Origin of the sequence: Thermophagus sp. OGC60D27, assembly GCF_052400625.1 — a bacterium.
In the GTDB taxonomy this organism is placed as follows: domain Bacteria; phylum Bacteroidota; class Bacteroidia; order Bacteroidales; family Marinilabiliaceae; genus Thermophagus.
In genome coordinates, this window is record NZ_JBQTGH010000009.1 from 48,355 (window position 1) to 63,922 (window position 15,568).

A 15,568-nucleotide genomic window follows, 5' to 3' on the forward strand; every position below is an offset into this window, starting at 1 on the left:
AGTTCTTCACGGTTGCGCTTCAGCAAATTTTCACTACCTTAAGAGCAACAAAAACGATCAAAACTATGAGCAAAGAACCTTACATCGAACGTTACGGTAACCTGTTGAAACAGGAAACCCTCAAAACCCTGGAAGATAAGATTTGGCCCAACACGTTTGTACTGGAAGCCCCCGAACCGTTTCCCGGATTCTACAATTACTATTCCGATCATCCGGTCGAGAGCAAGCCCCTTTATATCTATCTGGTACTCAAAAAACTGTACACTCTGGAGGACATCACCCGGGCAACACAAAACATTAAGAGTTATTTTAAAACCGATTTTAATGCCACGCCGGGAGTTGTGAATATTTTCAACAAACGATTTGATGTGATCAGGATTCGGCATCTGGACAATTTCTCGGAAATTATCGACCTACAGGCCGGATATATGGACCAAGGCATTGAATTCAGAAGCAAACCGCCCAAAAAGGTGGAAGGCCCGGCAATCATTAGGATTAAAAAGTTTTTTATTATGGAAGAAAAAGAAGAAGGGGTCTTCTTCGACCTGATAGAAAAAGATCATGGTTATTTCTCTATTCCCAGGCATCTCACGTGGAAACATTTCGAGAATATCACCCGACAAGTGAAATTCAACTGGGAACGGCCCTTCTTCGATGCGGCCATCGGCCACTTCCATGTGAAATTCGGCATACAGGACATGATCCGGATCTACTACCCTGAAATCAACGAAGACTTTATTTCTGAAGTAAGAAAAAAGTTCCTGGAACGCATAAAATAAAATATTTACAGTGCAGCAATGACAAATTCATTGCTGCATTTTTAACTATGAACAACTTAATTCATTAACATGCAACGCCTTCTAACAATTTTCCTGATATCGGGACTATTGGTCGTTTCGTGCCACCGTCAGGTTCAGCCCCGCTTTTCTTCGGCGGATCTTATAAAAGTAGAAAATACCATTGAGAGTGATTCTCTCGTGGAGGCTTATATGGCCCCGCTGCGTGACTCCATAGAATCGGTCATGAACGAAGTCATTGGACAATCACAAGCGCAAATGGTTCCGCAAAAGCCGGAATCTCCCCTCTCCCATTTTGTGGCTGACTTGCTGCAAGAAGAAGCTTTAAAAGAGATCCGGAAAATTAACAAAGATCCTTTGCCCACCCTGACGGTTATCAACATCAAAGGATTACGAGCTCCTCTCCCCAAAGGCGACATTACCGTCAGAGATATTTACTCGTTAATGCCTTTTGAAAACCAACTAATCATTTTAAAGCTTTCAGGAAAAGAGATCTTTCAACTTTTCAAGCATATGGGCAATTCGTGGGGCGACGGTCTTTCCGGGGCTTCCTTTTCTTTTAAAGACCAAACAGTGATCAATCCCATGGTCGCAGGCGAACCCTTACAAGAGGATCAATACTATTATGTGGTTACATCCGATTATCTGGCCAATGGAGGTGATCATTATACCGTTTTTGCCAAAGCCCGCGAAAAATATACCTCATCACAAAAAATCAGAGATATCATTATTTACCACATCCGAGAGTTGACGAAGAATGGTAAATCCATCGATCCACCCCATGACACGAGAATTCGGTTGCAATAGCAGCAGGGCTTCGAACATGAAATATAGGAGGAATCATCGGCAGGTAAGAGGATAGAATATTTTTTTATCCCGGTATTTTACCTTCTTCTCCAATCTGACCTCGGCCGTCTAAAGCTGAAACATGGCGGTTAAGATCTGAGAAGGAAACTTAAAAGAAGACAACGACACACCAATAAGAGAATTCAATTCGTAATTTATAATGGATAATTGAACCTGAATATTATGAATACCGATCGGCGCAAATTTCTGAAGACACTCATTGCCGGGGGACTGGCTGTATCCCTTCCCATTCCTTTACCGGCCAAGAATAGCAAAGAGATTCTTACCATACTGCATACCAACGACGTTCACAGCCACCTGGAACCCTTTCCGGCAGATCATCCACGATATCCCAACATGGGTGGTTTTGCACGTCGGGCGACACTCATAAAGCAATTGCGGAAAAAACATACGCATATTCTTTTAGTGGATGCAGGCGATATTTTTCAAGGGACTCCCTACTTTAACTTTTTTGGTGGTAAGCCCGAGTTTGAACTTATGTCCACGATGGGATATGACGCCGCCACCATCGGCAACCACGAATTCGACAACGGCATGGGACATCTGGCACAACAAATGAAGTATGCCAACTTCCCCTTTATCTGCACCAACTACGACTTCAGTCAAACGGTGCTAAAAGATCACACTCAGCCCTGGAAAATCATTGAAAGAGGTCCGTTCAGGGTAGGTATTCTCGGACTGGGTATCAACCCCAATGGACTGGTCTCTCCCGCCAATTACGAAGGGATGAGATGGCTCGATCCCGTTATTACAGCAGAAAAAACGGCCCGTTTCCTGAAGGAAGAAAAAAATTGCAACCTGGTGGTAGCCCTCTCGCATCTGGGATATAAAAGTTCGGAGGATAGGCCGGAGTCGGATGTCAAAGTGGCCGCCCAAACCACCGCCATCGATATCATCATCGGAGGACATACCCACACCTTCATGCAGGAACCCGACATTATCAAAAATAAAATCGGCCAACCCGTTGTCATCAATCAGGTGGGTTGGGGCGGCGTGATGCTGGGACAAATCAATATTGTTCCCGATCAAACCCAGCCGGCTATGCTTTGCGCTACGCAACACTTCATAAAATAAAAGAAAGCGGGACAGGTAACATTACCTATCCCGCTTCTGATATTAACATCCCATCCAATGGTCATTCAATGGGCAATTGACGTTTAAAGGATTCATCCAGCGATATAATGGTTTCGGTAGATGCGATGCCCGGAATATTCTGAAGTTTATCGTGCAATATACGCTTCAAATGCTCATTGCTTTTGGCAAATATTTTCACAAACATGGCATACTCTCCGGTGGTATAATGACATTCCACCACCTCCGGAATCTCTTCCAGCATCTTAACCACCTTATCAAACAAACTGGCTTTCTTGAGAAAAATACCGATAAAAGCACAGGTGTGATAACCAATTTTGGCAGGGTTAATAATAAATTCCGACCCTTTTATAACCCCCATATTCATGAGTCGCTGGATTCGCTGATGAATGGCAGCACCGGAAACTTTACATTCGCGGGCAACCTCAAGGAAGGGAATTCGGGCATTTTGCGTAATCATTGACAAGATTTTCTTGTCAAGACTATCAATTTGTAAATGGCTCTCCATATCAAAAAATGACAAATGTTAGAAATTAAAAGTATTTTAGCTCATTTAATAATGATTGATGTCGAAATTAGGATAAATAACCCAAATTTCCAACACTATAGGCGCAAAAATACCAAGTAATAATTTCAAACCTGTCAATTTCACTTATAATTTGAAAAACCTTCTACCAAATCTTTCAAATCATCTCCACTGGGATTTTGGAAAATACGAAGTTCAAACAATGGAACAATGGCAAAAATATGGTCGAAAATATCGGCCTGCACCCCTTCAAATTTGGCCCACTCCACATCCTTCGAAAAAGCATAGATTTGTATGGGAATCCCTTTTTCATTGGGCGTCAGATGACGAATTATAAGCGTCATCTTTTTATTGATCTTGGGATGGTTGGAAATATAGTTTTCCAGGTATTTTCGGAAAACACCAAGATTGGTCATGCGTCGCCCGTTCACCGGCAATGACTCATCCACATCGTGCATCCGGTTATAATCTTCAATCTCCTTCTGCCGCTGGTCAATGTACTCCTTGAGGTGATGTATTTTGCGAAACCGCGCCAACATTTCCGGGGTACAAAATTTTACGCTCCGAATATCAATATTAACAGCCCGGGCAATTCTTCGTCCTCCCGACTCTTCCATCCCCCTCCAGTTGATAAACGAGTCGGAAACCATCGCATAGGTGGGAATGGTGGATATGGTTTTATCCCAATTTCTGACCTTAACGGTGTTCAACGTTATTTCCATCACGGTACCATCCGCGTTATGTCCGGGCATGGTAATCCAATCGCCCACCTTCACCATCCTGTTGGCCGACAGCTGAACGCCCGCTACCAACCCCAGAATGGAATCTCTGAATACCAACATCAGTACGGCTGCCATAGCTCCCATACCGGCCAGGATATTCAACACCTGTACATTAAATAGGATGGATATGGCCACCAGTGCACCCACAATCACCGCCAACAGATGAATCACCTGGAGATACCCTTTTATGGGCCGCTCATGAGCAAAGGGAAAAGTATTGTAAATATCTTCAAAAGCATTGAGCAGGGCGCTAAAACTCATCACCACCACCACAGTCAGATAGAGCAAAACAACATCCTGAAAAAAATTCAGGGTGTGCGGATGATGTCCCATAAACCACCCGGAAAAAACATACATCGTCATGATTGGCACCAGATGTATCAGCCGGTGGAAAACTTTTCGACGAATCAGGTAATCATCCAGGTTGGATTTTGTCCTTCGGATGATCTTGATAATGGCATAGAGTAAAAAGCGCTTGGCCAGAAAAAATGCCAGATAGGAAAGCACGACGATGATCAGAAACGAAAATACGATTTCCACCATTCCGACCCAATGGTCCGGCATGTTCAACTTCAATGATTTTAAGATGGCACTCACCCATTGGGAAAACCAGTTCGTTTGGGCACTTACTTCTTCCATATTTCGAAAGTTCAATAGTTTTTATAAATTTGGTTGTGATTATAAATTACCGTTGCAAAAGTAATTAAACAAATATAGAATCTCCGCAATGAATTTAATTCCTAAATCTTTCTTCATCGGCCTGCTCTTTTTTCCCTCATTCATCACTATCGGTGGACAAAAAAACGCTTTTCAATACGATCAAACATTGAGAATAGATTTTGTATTGTCGGGCAACCAGAAACAACAACAGGCTACCATTGCCCGGTATAAAAAGGTTCCGGGCTACAGCGGAGGCCCTCATCAGAACCTGCCGACTTTCGATTTTGGGTCTTACCGGCTTGTGCTCCTCGAACCGCACACCGGAGATACCCTATTTGTGAAAGGCTTTTGCACCCTCTTCGAGGAGTGGCGTGCGCTGGAACAAGCCAAAGAAAACAGCAGAGTTTTCGAACAAACACTGGAAGCACCATGGCCCCAAACCGATGTCAGATTATTTATTGAATATCGGCAAAAAGACAATCGATTTATTCCCCTGGTCAATGAGGTTTTCTCGCCCCAAAAAACAAAAGCCGAATTTACGGCGCCCCCCGCTGAAGGAATGGTCCAAAGAATTCACGGCAACGACCAGCCTTCCCAAAATGCCGATCTTCTCATTTTGGCAGAAGGCTATACTGCTCCTGAAGCGGATCGTTTTTTTAGGGACTCAGAACATATCACCGACTATCTTTTCAGCCTGCAACCCTATAACCACTTAAAAGATCACATCACCGTCAGAGCCCTCTTTATTCCCTCCTCACAGTCGGGCACCGACATTCCGGAAAAACAGATCTGGAAAACCACCGCTTTTAACAGCTCCTTTAGCACCTTTGGTTCCGAACGCTATCTTGAAAGTTTCAGCACCTGGGCCATCTTCGATTACGCCGCCGGAACCCCGCACGACCATATCATTGTTCTGGTTAATTCAGACAAATATGGCGGGGGTGGTGTCTATAACCATTTCTCCATTGTTTCATCAAGCCATCACCTCTCTCCAAATGTTTTCGTGCATGAAATAGGCCATGGTTTGGCCGGACTGGGAGATGAATATTTCTACGACGACGATTCCGACTTTTACGATTTATCTTATGAGCCCTGGAATCCCAATCTCACCACCCTGAAAAATTTTCATACCAAATGGGAACATTTAATCCCGGATACAGTACCTGTTCCGACCCCTCCTACTCCGCCCTACCAATCGGTAACGGGCGTGTTTGAAGGTGGCGGGTACGCGGCAAAAGGCATTTACCGTCCCGCCATGGATTGCAGAATGAAAACCAATACCGCCGACGGTTTTTGCCAAGTATGCCAAGAGGCCATTTCCAGGGTTGTAAAATTCTATTCCGGACAAGAAAAGAGCAATTAGGCCTAAATAGTTCCTGAGATTTTTGGTCTCAGTTTCGGGACCAAAACATGAAGGCAAACTGCTTATCTTTGCTGGTACAACACCGTTAGAAAATCAAGAAAAATCATATACGATATTATTAAATTCAAAACAGTTATTATGAACTATCAAGCCGCTCAAACCAGATATGATGACATGCTTTACCGCCGGTGCGGGAAAAGCGGCATCAAGCTGCCGGCCTTGTCGTTAGGGCTATGGCACAACTTCGGATCGGTAGATGTCTTTGAAAACGGACGAAAGATATTGCGTTATGCTTTCGATCACGGCATCACCCATTTCGATCTGGCCAACAACTACGGTCCCGTCCCCGGCAGTGCCGAAGAGAATTTCGGCCGCATCTTAGCCTCAGACTTCAAGCCTTATCGTGATGAAATGATCATCTCCACCAAGGCCGGCTACCTCATGTGGCCCGGACCCTATGGTGAATGGGGCTCGCGCAAATACCTCCTGGCCAGTCTGGACCAGAGCCTGAAACGCATGGGACTCGACTATGTGGATATCTTCTATTCGCATCGTCCCGACCCTGATACGCCGCTGGAAGAGACCATGGGCGCATTAGCTCATGCCGTGAAACAGGGCAAGGCTTTATATGCCGGGATCTCCAACTACAATGCCGAAATGACCCAAAAGGCAGAAACCATTCTGAGAAACATGGGGGTGCCGCTCCTTATTCATCAGCCTCGGTACAGTATGCTTGACCGATGGGTAGAAGACGACGGCCTCCTGGAAGTCTTGGGCCGGAGAGGCGTTGGTTCCATTGTCTTTTCCCCCTTAGCTCAGGGATTGCTTACCAATAAATACCTGAAGGATATTCCGGAAAATTCCAGAATGGCCAAACCACACGGATTCCTGAAACGTGAAGCGCTAACCCCCGAAGTTCACAAAAAGCTGATAAAACTCAACGACCTGGCAGCCGAAAGAAATCAATCGCTGGCCCAAATGGCCATCGCATGGTTGCTGAAAGACAAGCGTGTCACTTCGGTTCTCATCGGGGCCAGCCGTGTCGATCAACTCCAAAACAATCTGGAGGCACTCAACAACATCACCTTTTCTGAGGAAGAACTCCATAAAATTGAAGAGATTCTGAAATAAGGTATTAGCGGATAGAAGCGAGGAGCCAGAGCACGGACGTTAGATCCATAGAAGAACGTGAATAGAAAACACAATTCCAGACACTCATCCCGGCATTCTAATTTCCTGACTCTGACTTCTGGCTTCTGAACGCACCAACTGCGAAGATAAGACCACTAAGCCTGCATCAAGATCGGAGGCCTTCGCACAAAGGTCGCCTCCCAGGTCTCTCCTGACTACTCAAGGGAAGTATCCACTTTTTTGCATAAAACACATCGTGGGCCTATTCGGATATTTCAATAGCCCAAACCGGAGTAAATCGGAATGGGTTAATAAATTGTGCCATGTTTTGTGTAAGAAATTGAACATGATAATATAGTTTTGTCACAAAAGAGCATGTAATAGCCCTGTGTCATGGAGTTTCATACCCCCAAAGAGTGTTTAAACCCGAATAAAGCATTAAAACTTCGTCATGAGAATTAAAAGTGCAATCAATCAAGAACTTGTTGAAATGAGGCATAGCACCGCTATGGTGAATGGAAACAAGTTAGCCTGCGCCTTGATTGGCAGCAATTTTAATTCGTAATAGATTTTCTAATGCATTTTTCGGGTTAAACATTTAGATATTAAAACATCTCACAGAACGATAGAAGTTGAGCAGGCAGAAGGAAGAAATAACAGATTTTATTGGACTTAGAATAAGATAAGAGTGGATAAAATATGAAAGAAAAAACGATTCAATTTATTGCGGCCGGACTGGTAATGATGCTTTTTGGCATTACAATGGTTGTGGTTGGAACCATCAACAACTATTTAACCGTAAATTTCGGGGTTGATAAATTTTTCATCGGTTTTTGTGCTTCCGTTCTGGCGGCTGGAATACTTACCGGATCATTCTCTTTTGGCCCCCTGGCCGAGCGATACGGCTATCAACCGGTGATGCTTGGAGGGGTCTTTCTGGTCATTCTGGGGATTTGGGGAATAACGCAAACCGAAACCGTTCGTTTCGTTCCCTATCTGTTTTTCGCCATAGGCCTGGGAGGCGGCAGCATTAATGGAGTGACCAATATGCTGGTAGCCGATGTTTATCCTGAAAACAACAGCGCATATCTCAGCCTACTGGGCGTTTTCTATGGTATTGGGGCTTTAGGCTTTCCTTTACTCACCTCATTACTTTTAAAGAAGGAGATGGATTATCAGACCATATTATCAATTGTGGCCATCATCTTATTTCTTCCGTTTATCCTGGTTCTATTCATAACGTTTCCGGGCACAAAAAAGGCGGAAGCAATTCCTCTAAGCCAATATTTTAAGTTCTTTTCCAAGCCGTTGATTCTTTCGATTGGTATGTTTCTTTTTTTTGAGAGTGCCGTAGAAGCGATCATTCCGGCCTGGACGCCAACCTATCTGATGGAGGTATTTGAGGTTTCCTACGACAAAGGGTTGTATGCGATAACCGTTAGTGCCATCGGAATTACGATTACCAGAATATTTCTCAGCCAGCTTTTAAAACGGTTATCCGCAATAACCGTTGTTTTTATTAGTATGGCGGTAGTTCTGGCAGGGGCCATCGTGCTTCAGGTCAGTACTTCATGGTTGATGGGAATGGCAGGTATTGCAATCATCGGTGTGGGGATGGCTTCATTTTTTCCTGTGATGTTGGGATATACGGCCAGTGCCTTCCCCGAAAATTCCGGCACCGCTTTCAGTATCGTTATCGGAATATCTTTGATCGGTAATATATTGCTCAGTTCATTGGCCGGCTTTGCACTGGAAGTACTGGGAATCAAACTACTAAACTTATTGATAATTGCATTTGTGTTAATAATGACGGCAATATTGAGCATGGTCAAACATAAAATTTTATCCCGATAATTATCTCTTCAAGAAAAATTGACACTATTGAAGTAAGGAGAAATTGCCTAAGCGATTTCTGCCGGCAGGACAACACCCAATAATCGCAACACCCCGTCGAGGATGGTGGAAGATCTACGCCGACGGAGTGTTGATTGATATTGTAAGATATGGGGCTTTTTCACACCCCTAAACGTTTAATACAACCAGTTATTTAATTTCTAATCTCCTTTCAGGATATTTGATGTAGGAATTATTATTATTTATTGTAATTATTCCGTCATTGTTTTTGGCATCTACATATAAATAAATTTGTTTGGAAACATTGGAACTTAATGGATAAGTATAGATCAATTCTCTTCTTATGGTCCAATCCTTACTCTTTTCATCATAAAAGCCTGATAAATCCACCTCTTTTCGCGTTCCGACTACCGGTGTATAAAATACTTTAAGATTTCCGTCGTCATTTTTTAACCAAACTTCCAAATTAGGTTTTGCTCCACTCCAAAACTTCGAATAAACCGGACGAATAAACTTTGTTCTTTCGCCTTTTTTTAAAACAATTTTTGAAGGTGAATTTTTTACCGGGTCAAATTTTACATACCAGTTGCCACTTAAACCAAAAGCCTCGTTGATAGAGGCTATTTGAATGGAATAGAAAATATCCGGATTCTCAATTCTTAATTCATATTTTTTGTCGCCTTTTTTTTCGGCTTTTATATTGTTTATTTCCACCCCTAATTTCTCTTTTATTAAATCTTTATATTTTGACAGATCAAGATCTACAGTGGTTTCTGGTTTTTGCGTAATATCTAGTACGACTTTATCTGCCTTTAACCCGCCATAAATAAAATCCACATTGGGCATAATGTTATTAATATCCTTTATTTGGGTTTTCGTTACACCATTAACCTCCAAATTGTAAGTTTTAACATCCGACTTCTTAAAAAGGGAACCAACACCATAGGATAATTCAGTTTTGAGCTCTTCAGCTTCGGAATCACTGCCCTGGTTATTTACAAACTTTTCCTGGGTGTCGTCAATAAAGATTTCTCCTCCTAAACTTAAATTTTCAACAAAACCCTTTTTTTCGGTAAAAGCATTGACCGAAAGCCCAACAACATTGTCTTGAACAGGCTTGTAGGTCTTCCAAAAATTGCGGCTACACTGAGATGCCATTAATAAAAATGACAGACATAAAATAAATAGAATTTGCTTTTTCATCTTGATTCTTTCAAATTAATTATTAGATAGTTACAAATTACCATTTATTAGCCGGAACATCAACTTTATTCTGGAGAGATGATCTTTATGGATACCAAGAAACGTTCAAAAAATAACTTATAAGATGAAGCAAACAATTGGCCTGTCAAGTTATTCAAAAGGCTGAAAAGGGAGACAAAACTTGATGCTTCGCATCTATCCTGCCATTACTTGTTCAATACGTTAGACGCTAAAGTATTTTTGGTTCGTAGCCAAATTGGCTGTTGTAATCCGGAAATTGGCTTTAGATGTGCATAAAAAAATTGTTATTGGCTTGAAAAGCCATGCCAATGGAGTGCTTGATGAGTGATCGGACAATGTTTGTAACTGTTGATCATCAGCATATTACTTCAATAGTTTATTCTTCTTAAAATTCTCAGCTTGTTCGAAAATCTCAATATAAACCTCATCTCTTTCTACCGGTGGATAACCATGTTCATCCAACAACAATATTAGTCCGACTTTCAATGCTGATTTTATGTCCTCACGTTTACTCCAATCAGGATATTGGGCTTGCGAATCCACTAAATCCTTGACGGCCTTTGCCAAGTTTATCAATTTGTCCTCCGGATATTTAAAGTCATACTTAATGCACAAGTCTTTCAGGATGTCGTAAAAGGCTTTTTCTTCAAAATCAATTCCCAATGCGTTTCCTGCGGAAAATTCATTTTTAACTTCCCATATCAAGTTGGTCAAACGTTCCGCCATTTCTTCATATACCTCACTACGCAAGATGTCATCTTCTTTTCTCTCGTTGTAGTGTTCTACCAAAGATTTCATTTTCTTTGAGAAGTTGATTCCCTTGACCTTATTGACTTTTTTTATCTCTCCAATGGCTTTGGCTAAAAGCTGTTGAAGTAATTTGATTTTGGTATTTGGTAATTTGATTTTTTCAATTTTCGCCAAATAATCCTCATCAAAAAGGTCTTGTTCGCTTTGTTTGTCGTCTCCAAGCTTTAAAATTTCCTCAACGCCGTCGCTTTCCAAAGCGTCTTTTATCATTTCACGGACTTTCGCATTCATTTGTGCCGTGTCAGGGGCATCACCTTTAGTGAGTTTGAAGACAATGGAGCGAACCGCCAAATAGAAGTGTGTGTAATCTCGTTCGGTTTGTGTTAGCTTTTCACTACCTGCACAAATATCATAAGCGGCTTTCAAACGTTTCACCAGCCCCATGAAACGAGTTTCCATTTTTTTTGTCAACTGGACATATTCAGCCGCCATATTTAACGTATTCAATTGCTCTAATGGCGTGCCACCAAAATATTTTGTACTATCAAACTTGTAAAAGACTTTATCCAAAAGGTCTAAATGGTTTCTTACAACGACGAGGGATTCCTGAATGTCCTCAAAGTTATCACTTTCACCTTTGTTGTATTTGGCAAGGGCCAGATTCATTTGCTTTTTGATGCCAATATAATCGACCACCAAGCCTTTGTTCTTGCCTTTGTATTTTCTGTTTACTCGGGAAATTGTTTGAATAAGGTTATGTTGACGAATCGGTTTATCGATGTAAATAGAATCCAGAAATGGCACGTCAAAACCCGTCAACCACATATCCACCACAATTGCAATTTTGAAATTGGATTTTTCATTTTTAAACTGCCGGTCCAATTCTTTTCTGTATTCTTTTGTTCCGAGCAGGTTGTACAGCTCTTTTGGGTCATCTTTTCCTCGGGTCATTATCATTTTGATACGTTCCATTGGTTTGATTTCCCTTTTATCCTTAGCGGTTAAAACAGCTCCTTCTTCTGCAACTCGTTTTTCGGCCCATTCAGGTCGAAGAGAGATGATGTTCTTATATAACGCGTAGCCTATTTCACGATTACTGCAAACAAACATGGCTTTGCCTTTCACAGTCGCACCCTCATTTACTCGATTTTCGTAATGGTGTACAAAATCTTCTGCAACGGCTTTCAATCTGTCCGGGTCCCCCAGAATGGCATTCATTGTGGCGGTAGCCTTCTTGCTTTCTTCTATTTGATATTCATTGGCTCCTGCTTCTGCTGCCTCTTGGTAATACTGCTCAATTTTCTCCAATTCACCATTTCGTAAAGCCACTTTAGCCGCTCTTCCTTCATACACAATTCTCACAGTGATTTCATCCCGAACCGATTCGGTCATGGTGTAAGCATCAATCACTTTTCCGAATACATCTAAGGTGGCATCAATGGGTGTGCCTGTAAAACCAACAAAGGTGGCATTGGGTAATGAATCGTGAAGGTATTTGGCAAAACCGTAAGTCTTTTTCACGCCCTCTTTAGTGACTTTTACTTTTTGATCGAGGTTGGTTTGGCTTCTGTGTGCTTCATCCGAAATACATATCACATTGCTTCGTTGGGTAAGCAGGTCTGTGTCTTCGGTGAATTTATGAATGGTGGTCAAAAAAACACCACCACTTTGTCGGCCTTGTAGTTTGGCTCGCAGGTCAGCCCTGCTTTCAACACTTTCAATAATGTTGTCGCCAATGAATTGTTTGGCATTGGTGAATTGTCCTGAAAGTTGGTCGTCCAAATCGGTTCGGTCGGTAATGAGAACGATGGTCGGGCTTTCAAAATGTGGACTCCTCATCAACAAACGGGTGAGATAGAGCATGGTGAAACTTTTTCCGCTTCCGGTTGCGCCAAAGTAGGTGCCCCCTTTCCCATCGCCTTTGGGCTTTTGTACTTGCTTAATATTGTCATATAAGGCCCGAGCTGCATAATATTGCGGATAGCGACAAACAACTTTTTCGTCTTTTTTGGACGTATCGGGAATATATATAAAGTTCTGAATAATGTCACGCAAACGGTTCTTATGCAACATTCCCTGAACCAATGTAAACATACTGTCTATGCCGTCCACGTCTTTGGCCAAACCTGCAATTCTTCGCCAGGAATAATAAAACTCGTAAGGGGCAAAAAAAGACCCTGCTTTGTTGTTGACACCATCGCTAATAACACAAAAAGCATTGTATTTAAAGAGCTCAGGAATGTCTCTTCTATAACGTTCGGTAAGCTGCTTGTAAGCGTTATGTATGGTTACATTCTCCTGAATAGCGGTTTTGAACTCAAACACTACCACCGGTATGCCATTGATGTAAATGATACCATCAGGAATGCGTTTTTCTGTGCCTACTATTTCAAGTTGGTTGACAAATTTGTAGATGTTATTGTCGCCATAATTTTCTTGGGGTTCGGCGACTGATAGAGTGTCTGGGTTTTTTCCCTGAATCTGACGCTCTAAGCCTGCATAGTCAATTAAAGACACCCAAATATCCTTTTGGTTCCGATCCTCCCGTTTAAGAATAAAACCATCCGATAACCACCGCATGATTTTCTTATTGGTTTCGTATAAATCAGAAGCGGGTAAGGTTTTTAGCTGTAATACTATCGATTTAGCCTCGGTAAGGGTTAGTCCTTCTTTTTTGTATTGTGTTAATAGAAACTCGATTATATCGTCTTCAATCAACACGTCTTCGGGCAAACGCTTAAGAGTATTACCTATGTAATGTGGATAACCTTCATTTTCTAAAAGCGTTATAAATGCTTGTTCTAATTTTGCTTCTGTAAATTTCACTTTTTATTGAATTTGTCCTCTATAAGCTTAACACTTTTTAATAATTCACGCCAAGGCAAACTTTCTCCAACAATCAAATTCTCCTGCATGGTTTTATAGTCCTGTTCCCAAGCCTTCTCAACTTCTTTGGGAGGAAGAATCTTTAATTCTCCTTTTTTGTGCTTGCGATAATCCATTCCACGCAAAGGCGTTACCGTTTTTCTGTGTGCTACAATTGCATTAAACAAATCACTGTCATTTAATGCAGATTCGCCATAAGGTGTGTTTTTTAACCTATCCAGATCATACAAATGTCTTGTTAAGCGGTCTGTTCTTATTTTTTCTATGGGCTTTGAAAATTCTTCGTGCAGCAATAATGCTTTCTCTATAAATGTTCTTGTTGGTAACACTACTTTTACAGGAAATGGTTCTTGAGAAAATTCAAGGGCTTTATATTGGTGGTCTATAAAAGAAATGATATTTCTTTCTTCATTTGGTTCCGTTAGCGAACGAGCGCCCATTTCCAACAAAATCCGCGGCTGAATATATTCGTTAGTGGTAGTTGTTGTTGACCTGTAATAAATTTCTAATGTATTGGGATCGCTGGTATCATCTACCTTGTCATTGTATTTGATTTCGTACCATGATTTATCGATCCCCAGGGCTTTCAACTGTTTTGTCAATTCTTCCCTGAAATCATTAATAATAAACCCTCCTGAAGCTTTTCTTAGTTTTTTAATTTGGGATTTGGATTTTAATTCATCAAAACCCAATAAATGCCTATCGATAATTAAATCTATATCTTCAGAGAAACGATGGATTAAACCATAGGCCTTGCTCAAGGATGTGCCCCCTTTAAAAATGATAGATTGAGCATATTGGGATTGAAAAACAGCACGTAGCACAGTACAAACCCACCAATCTTTTTCTACTGCGTAGGTTGGCAAACCTGTTACAACACTTACCTGTTGCAAGACCTGCTGTTGCTGCTCTATGCTTAAATCAATCCACATCCTTATCGCTCAGTTCTTTTATGGTTTTCTGAATCCATACCGGGGCGTATTTTAGTTGTTTGCGCAAAATATCCGGTTTTAGCTGCCGAACTTTTGGCTGAATAGCGCTCAAAAAATCTTCGTTTATGTTTTTTTGTCCTATGGCTTTAAATGCCTGTACGATGAGCTGCAATAATTCATCTTTTATGGCAAAGGTTCGGGGTGCCGTTTTCTTAAACTTAATGATGCTATTCCCTATTTTGACCTCTCGTTGAGAACCATCTGTTAGGTAGGTCACTTTTAAAGGAATTTGTGTGGTAAGCCCCAAACTATACAAGGCAAAAGACCCGGTTGGTGCTATACGTGCTTTATCTCTTTTGGCTATTTGTTGGGCAACCTCTTCAATTGTTGGGTAAATTACCCCTAAAACATCATCTATTTTCGGTTTTAAGTAAATACCATGTGCCAGGCGAAGCAAAACCCCTTCTTTTTCCAAACGAGACAAGCTCTGGCGGATGTTATCTGCCGAGGCATAATTAGCAAAATCTTCAGCGAAGAAAACAACCCCTCTTGAAGATTTAACCACTTTATTTTCTATCTCAATTTTAGACATTTAAATTGTATATATCTATGTTTTATTGTCACAATTTTAGCAAATATTTGTGACAAAATATTTGCAGGATATCACGTTTTTGTTTGTATGTTATGCGGTTGGTTTCTGGCAT

General features: G+C 41.5%; 12 protein-coding genes. 6 read left to right on the forward strand and 6 right to left on the reverse strand.

Annotation, left to right across the window (positions count from 1 at the left end; all coding sequences use genetic code 11):
• The first annotated feature begins 65 nt into the window (after positions 1-65).
• The 3 genes from ACT29H_RS12070 to ACT29H_RS12080 all read left to right on the forward strand — a co-directional run bounded on the left by ACT29H_RS12070 (position 66) and on the right by ACT29H_RS12080 (position 2,738).
• Entirely contained in the window at positions 66-779 is a 714-nt protein-coding gene (locus ACT29H_RS12070; RefSeq protein ID WP_444821887.1) for a hypothetical protein, read from the forward strand.
• A 69-nt stretch (positions 780-848) separates the two neighbouring features.
• Complete coding sequence (locus tag ACT29H_RS12075) at positions 849-1,604, forward strand: 5'-nucleotidase C-terminal domain-containing protein (protein WP_444821888.1); 756 nt, start codon at positions 849-851, stop codon at positions 1,602-1,604.
• Positions 1,605-1,826: 222 nt separating this feature from the next.
• A complete protein-coding gene (locus tag ACT29H_RS12080) occupies positions 1,827-2,738 on the forward strand; it encodes a bifunctional metallophosphatase/5'-nucleotidase (RefSeq protein WP_444821889.1) in 912 nt (303 codons plus the stop codon).
• Between the two features lie 61 nt (positions 2,739-2,799).
• Here the strand turns inward: ACT29H_RS12080 and ACT29H_RS12085 are convergent, their stop codons facing one another.
• Complete coding sequence (locus tag ACT29H_RS12085; protein ID WP_444821890.1) at positions 2,800-3,264, reverse strand: Lrp/AsnC ligand binding domain-containing protein; 465 nt, start codon at positions 3,262-3,264, stop codon at positions 2,800-2,802.
• 140 nt (positions 3,265-3,404) lie between these two features.
• Positions 3,405-4,703, reverse strand: coding sequence for a mechanosensitive ion channel family protein (locus ACT29H_RS12090; RefSeq protein ID WP_444821891.1), 1,299 nt, complete (start codon positions 4,701-4,703; stop codon positions 3,405-3,407).
• Between the two features lie 88 nt (positions 4,704-4,791).
• Here ACT29H_RS12090 and ACT29H_RS12095 point away from each other — a divergent pair, with 88 nt between their 5' ends.
• From ACT29H_RS12095 to ACT29H_RS12105, 3 genes are all read left to right on the forward strand, one after another.
• Positions 4,792-6,087 carry a M64 family metallopeptidase gene (locus ACT29H_RS12095; protein WP_444821892.1) on the forward strand — a complete coding sequence of 432 codons (1,296 nt, stop codon included), beginning with the start codon at positions 4,792-4,794 and terminating at the stop codon, positions 6,085-6,087.
• 138 nt (positions 6,088-6,225) lie between these two features.
• Positions 6,226-7,218 carry an L-glyceraldehyde 3-phosphate reductase gene (gene mgrA / locus ACT29H_RS12100; protein WP_444821893.1) on the forward strand — a complete coding sequence of 331 codons (993 nt, stop codon included), beginning with the start codon at positions 6,226-6,228 and terminating at the stop codon, positions 7,216-7,218.
• A 699-nt stretch (positions 7,219-7,917) separates the two neighbouring features.
• Positions 7,918-9,072, forward strand: coding sequence for an MFS transporter (locus ACT29H_RS12105; RefSeq protein WP_444821894.1), 1,155 nt, complete (start codon positions 7,918-7,920; stop codon positions 9,070-9,072).
• 189 nt (positions 9,073-9,261) lie between these two features.
• Here ACT29H_RS12105 and ACT29H_RS12110 read toward each other — a convergent pair whose 3' ends face one another.
• The 4 genes from ACT29H_RS12110 to ACT29H_RS12125 form a co-directional block, all read right to left on the reverse strand.
• Positions 9,262-10,275 (reverse strand): hypothetical protein, encoded by a 1,014-nt coding sequence (locus tag ACT29H_RS12110; protein ID WP_444821895.1) that lies wholly within the window; start codon positions 10,273-10,275, stop codon positions 9,262-9,264.
• Positions 10,276-10,659: 384 nt separating this feature from the next.
• Entirely contained in the window at positions 10,660-13,872 is a 3,213-nt protein-coding gene (locus ACT29H_RS12115; protein WP_444821896.1) for a type I restriction endonuclease subunit R, read from the reverse strand.
• Entirely contained in the window at positions 13,869-14,864 is a 996-nt protein-coding gene (locus ACT29H_RS12120; RefSeq protein WP_444821897.1) for a nucleotidyl transferase AbiEii/AbiGii toxin family protein, read from the reverse strand. The genes ACT29H_RS12115 and ACT29H_RS12120 overlap by 4 nt, the downstream gene beginning before the upstream one ends.
• Entirely contained in the window at positions 14,854-15,456 is a 603-nt protein-coding gene (locus ACT29H_RS12125; RefSeq protein ID WP_444821898.1) for a DUF6088 family protein, read from the reverse strand. Before ACT29H_RS12125 ends, ACT29H_RS12120 begins: the two co-directional genes overlap by 11 nt.
• Positions 15,457-15,568 lie beyond the last annotated feature (112 nt).

Coding starts and splice junctions, on each gene's coding strand:
- ACT29H_RS12110 (WP_444821895.1), bottom strand. CDS start 10,275: ATGAAAAAGCAAATTCTATTTATTTTATGTCTGTCATTTTTATTAATG.
- ACT29H_RS12125 (WP_444821898.1), bottom strand. CDS start 15,456: ATGTCTAAAATTGAGATAGAAAATAAAGTGGTTAAATCTTCAAGAGGG.
- ACT29H_RS12095 (WP_444821892.1), top strand. CDS start 4,792: ATGAATTTAATTCCTAAATCTTTCTTCATCGGCCTGCTCTTTTTTCCC.
- ACT29H_RS12070 (WP_444821887.1), top strand. CDS start 66: ATGAGCAAAGAACCTTACATCGAACGTTACGGTAACCTGTTGAAACAG.
- ACT29H_RS12105 (WP_444821894.1), top strand. CDS start 7,918: ATGAAAGAAAAAACGATTCAATTTATTGCGGCCGGACTGGTAATGATG.
- ACT29H_RS12075 (WP_444821888.1), top strand. CDS start 849: ATGCAACGCCTTCTAACAATTTTCCTGATATCGGGACTATTGGTCGTT.
- ACT29H_RS12120 (WP_444821897.1), bottom strand. CDS start 14,864: ATGTGGATTGATTTAAGCATAGAGCAGCAACAGCAGGTCTTGCAACAG.
- mgrA (WP_444821893.1), top strand. CDS start 6,226: ATGAACTATCAAGCCGCTCAAACCAGATATGATGACATGCTTTACCGC.
- ACT29H_RS12080 (WP_444821889.1), top strand. CDS start 1,827: ATGAATACCGATCGGCGCAAATTTCTGAAGACACTCATTGCCGGGGGA.
- ACT29H_RS12090 (WP_444821891.1), bottom strand. CDS start 4,703: ATGGAAGAAGTAAGTGCCCAAACGAACTGGTTTTCCCAATGGGTGAGT.
- ACT29H_RS12085 (WP_444821890.1), bottom strand. CDS start 3,264: ATGGAGAGCCATTTACAAATTGATAGTCTTGACAAGAAAATCTTGTCA.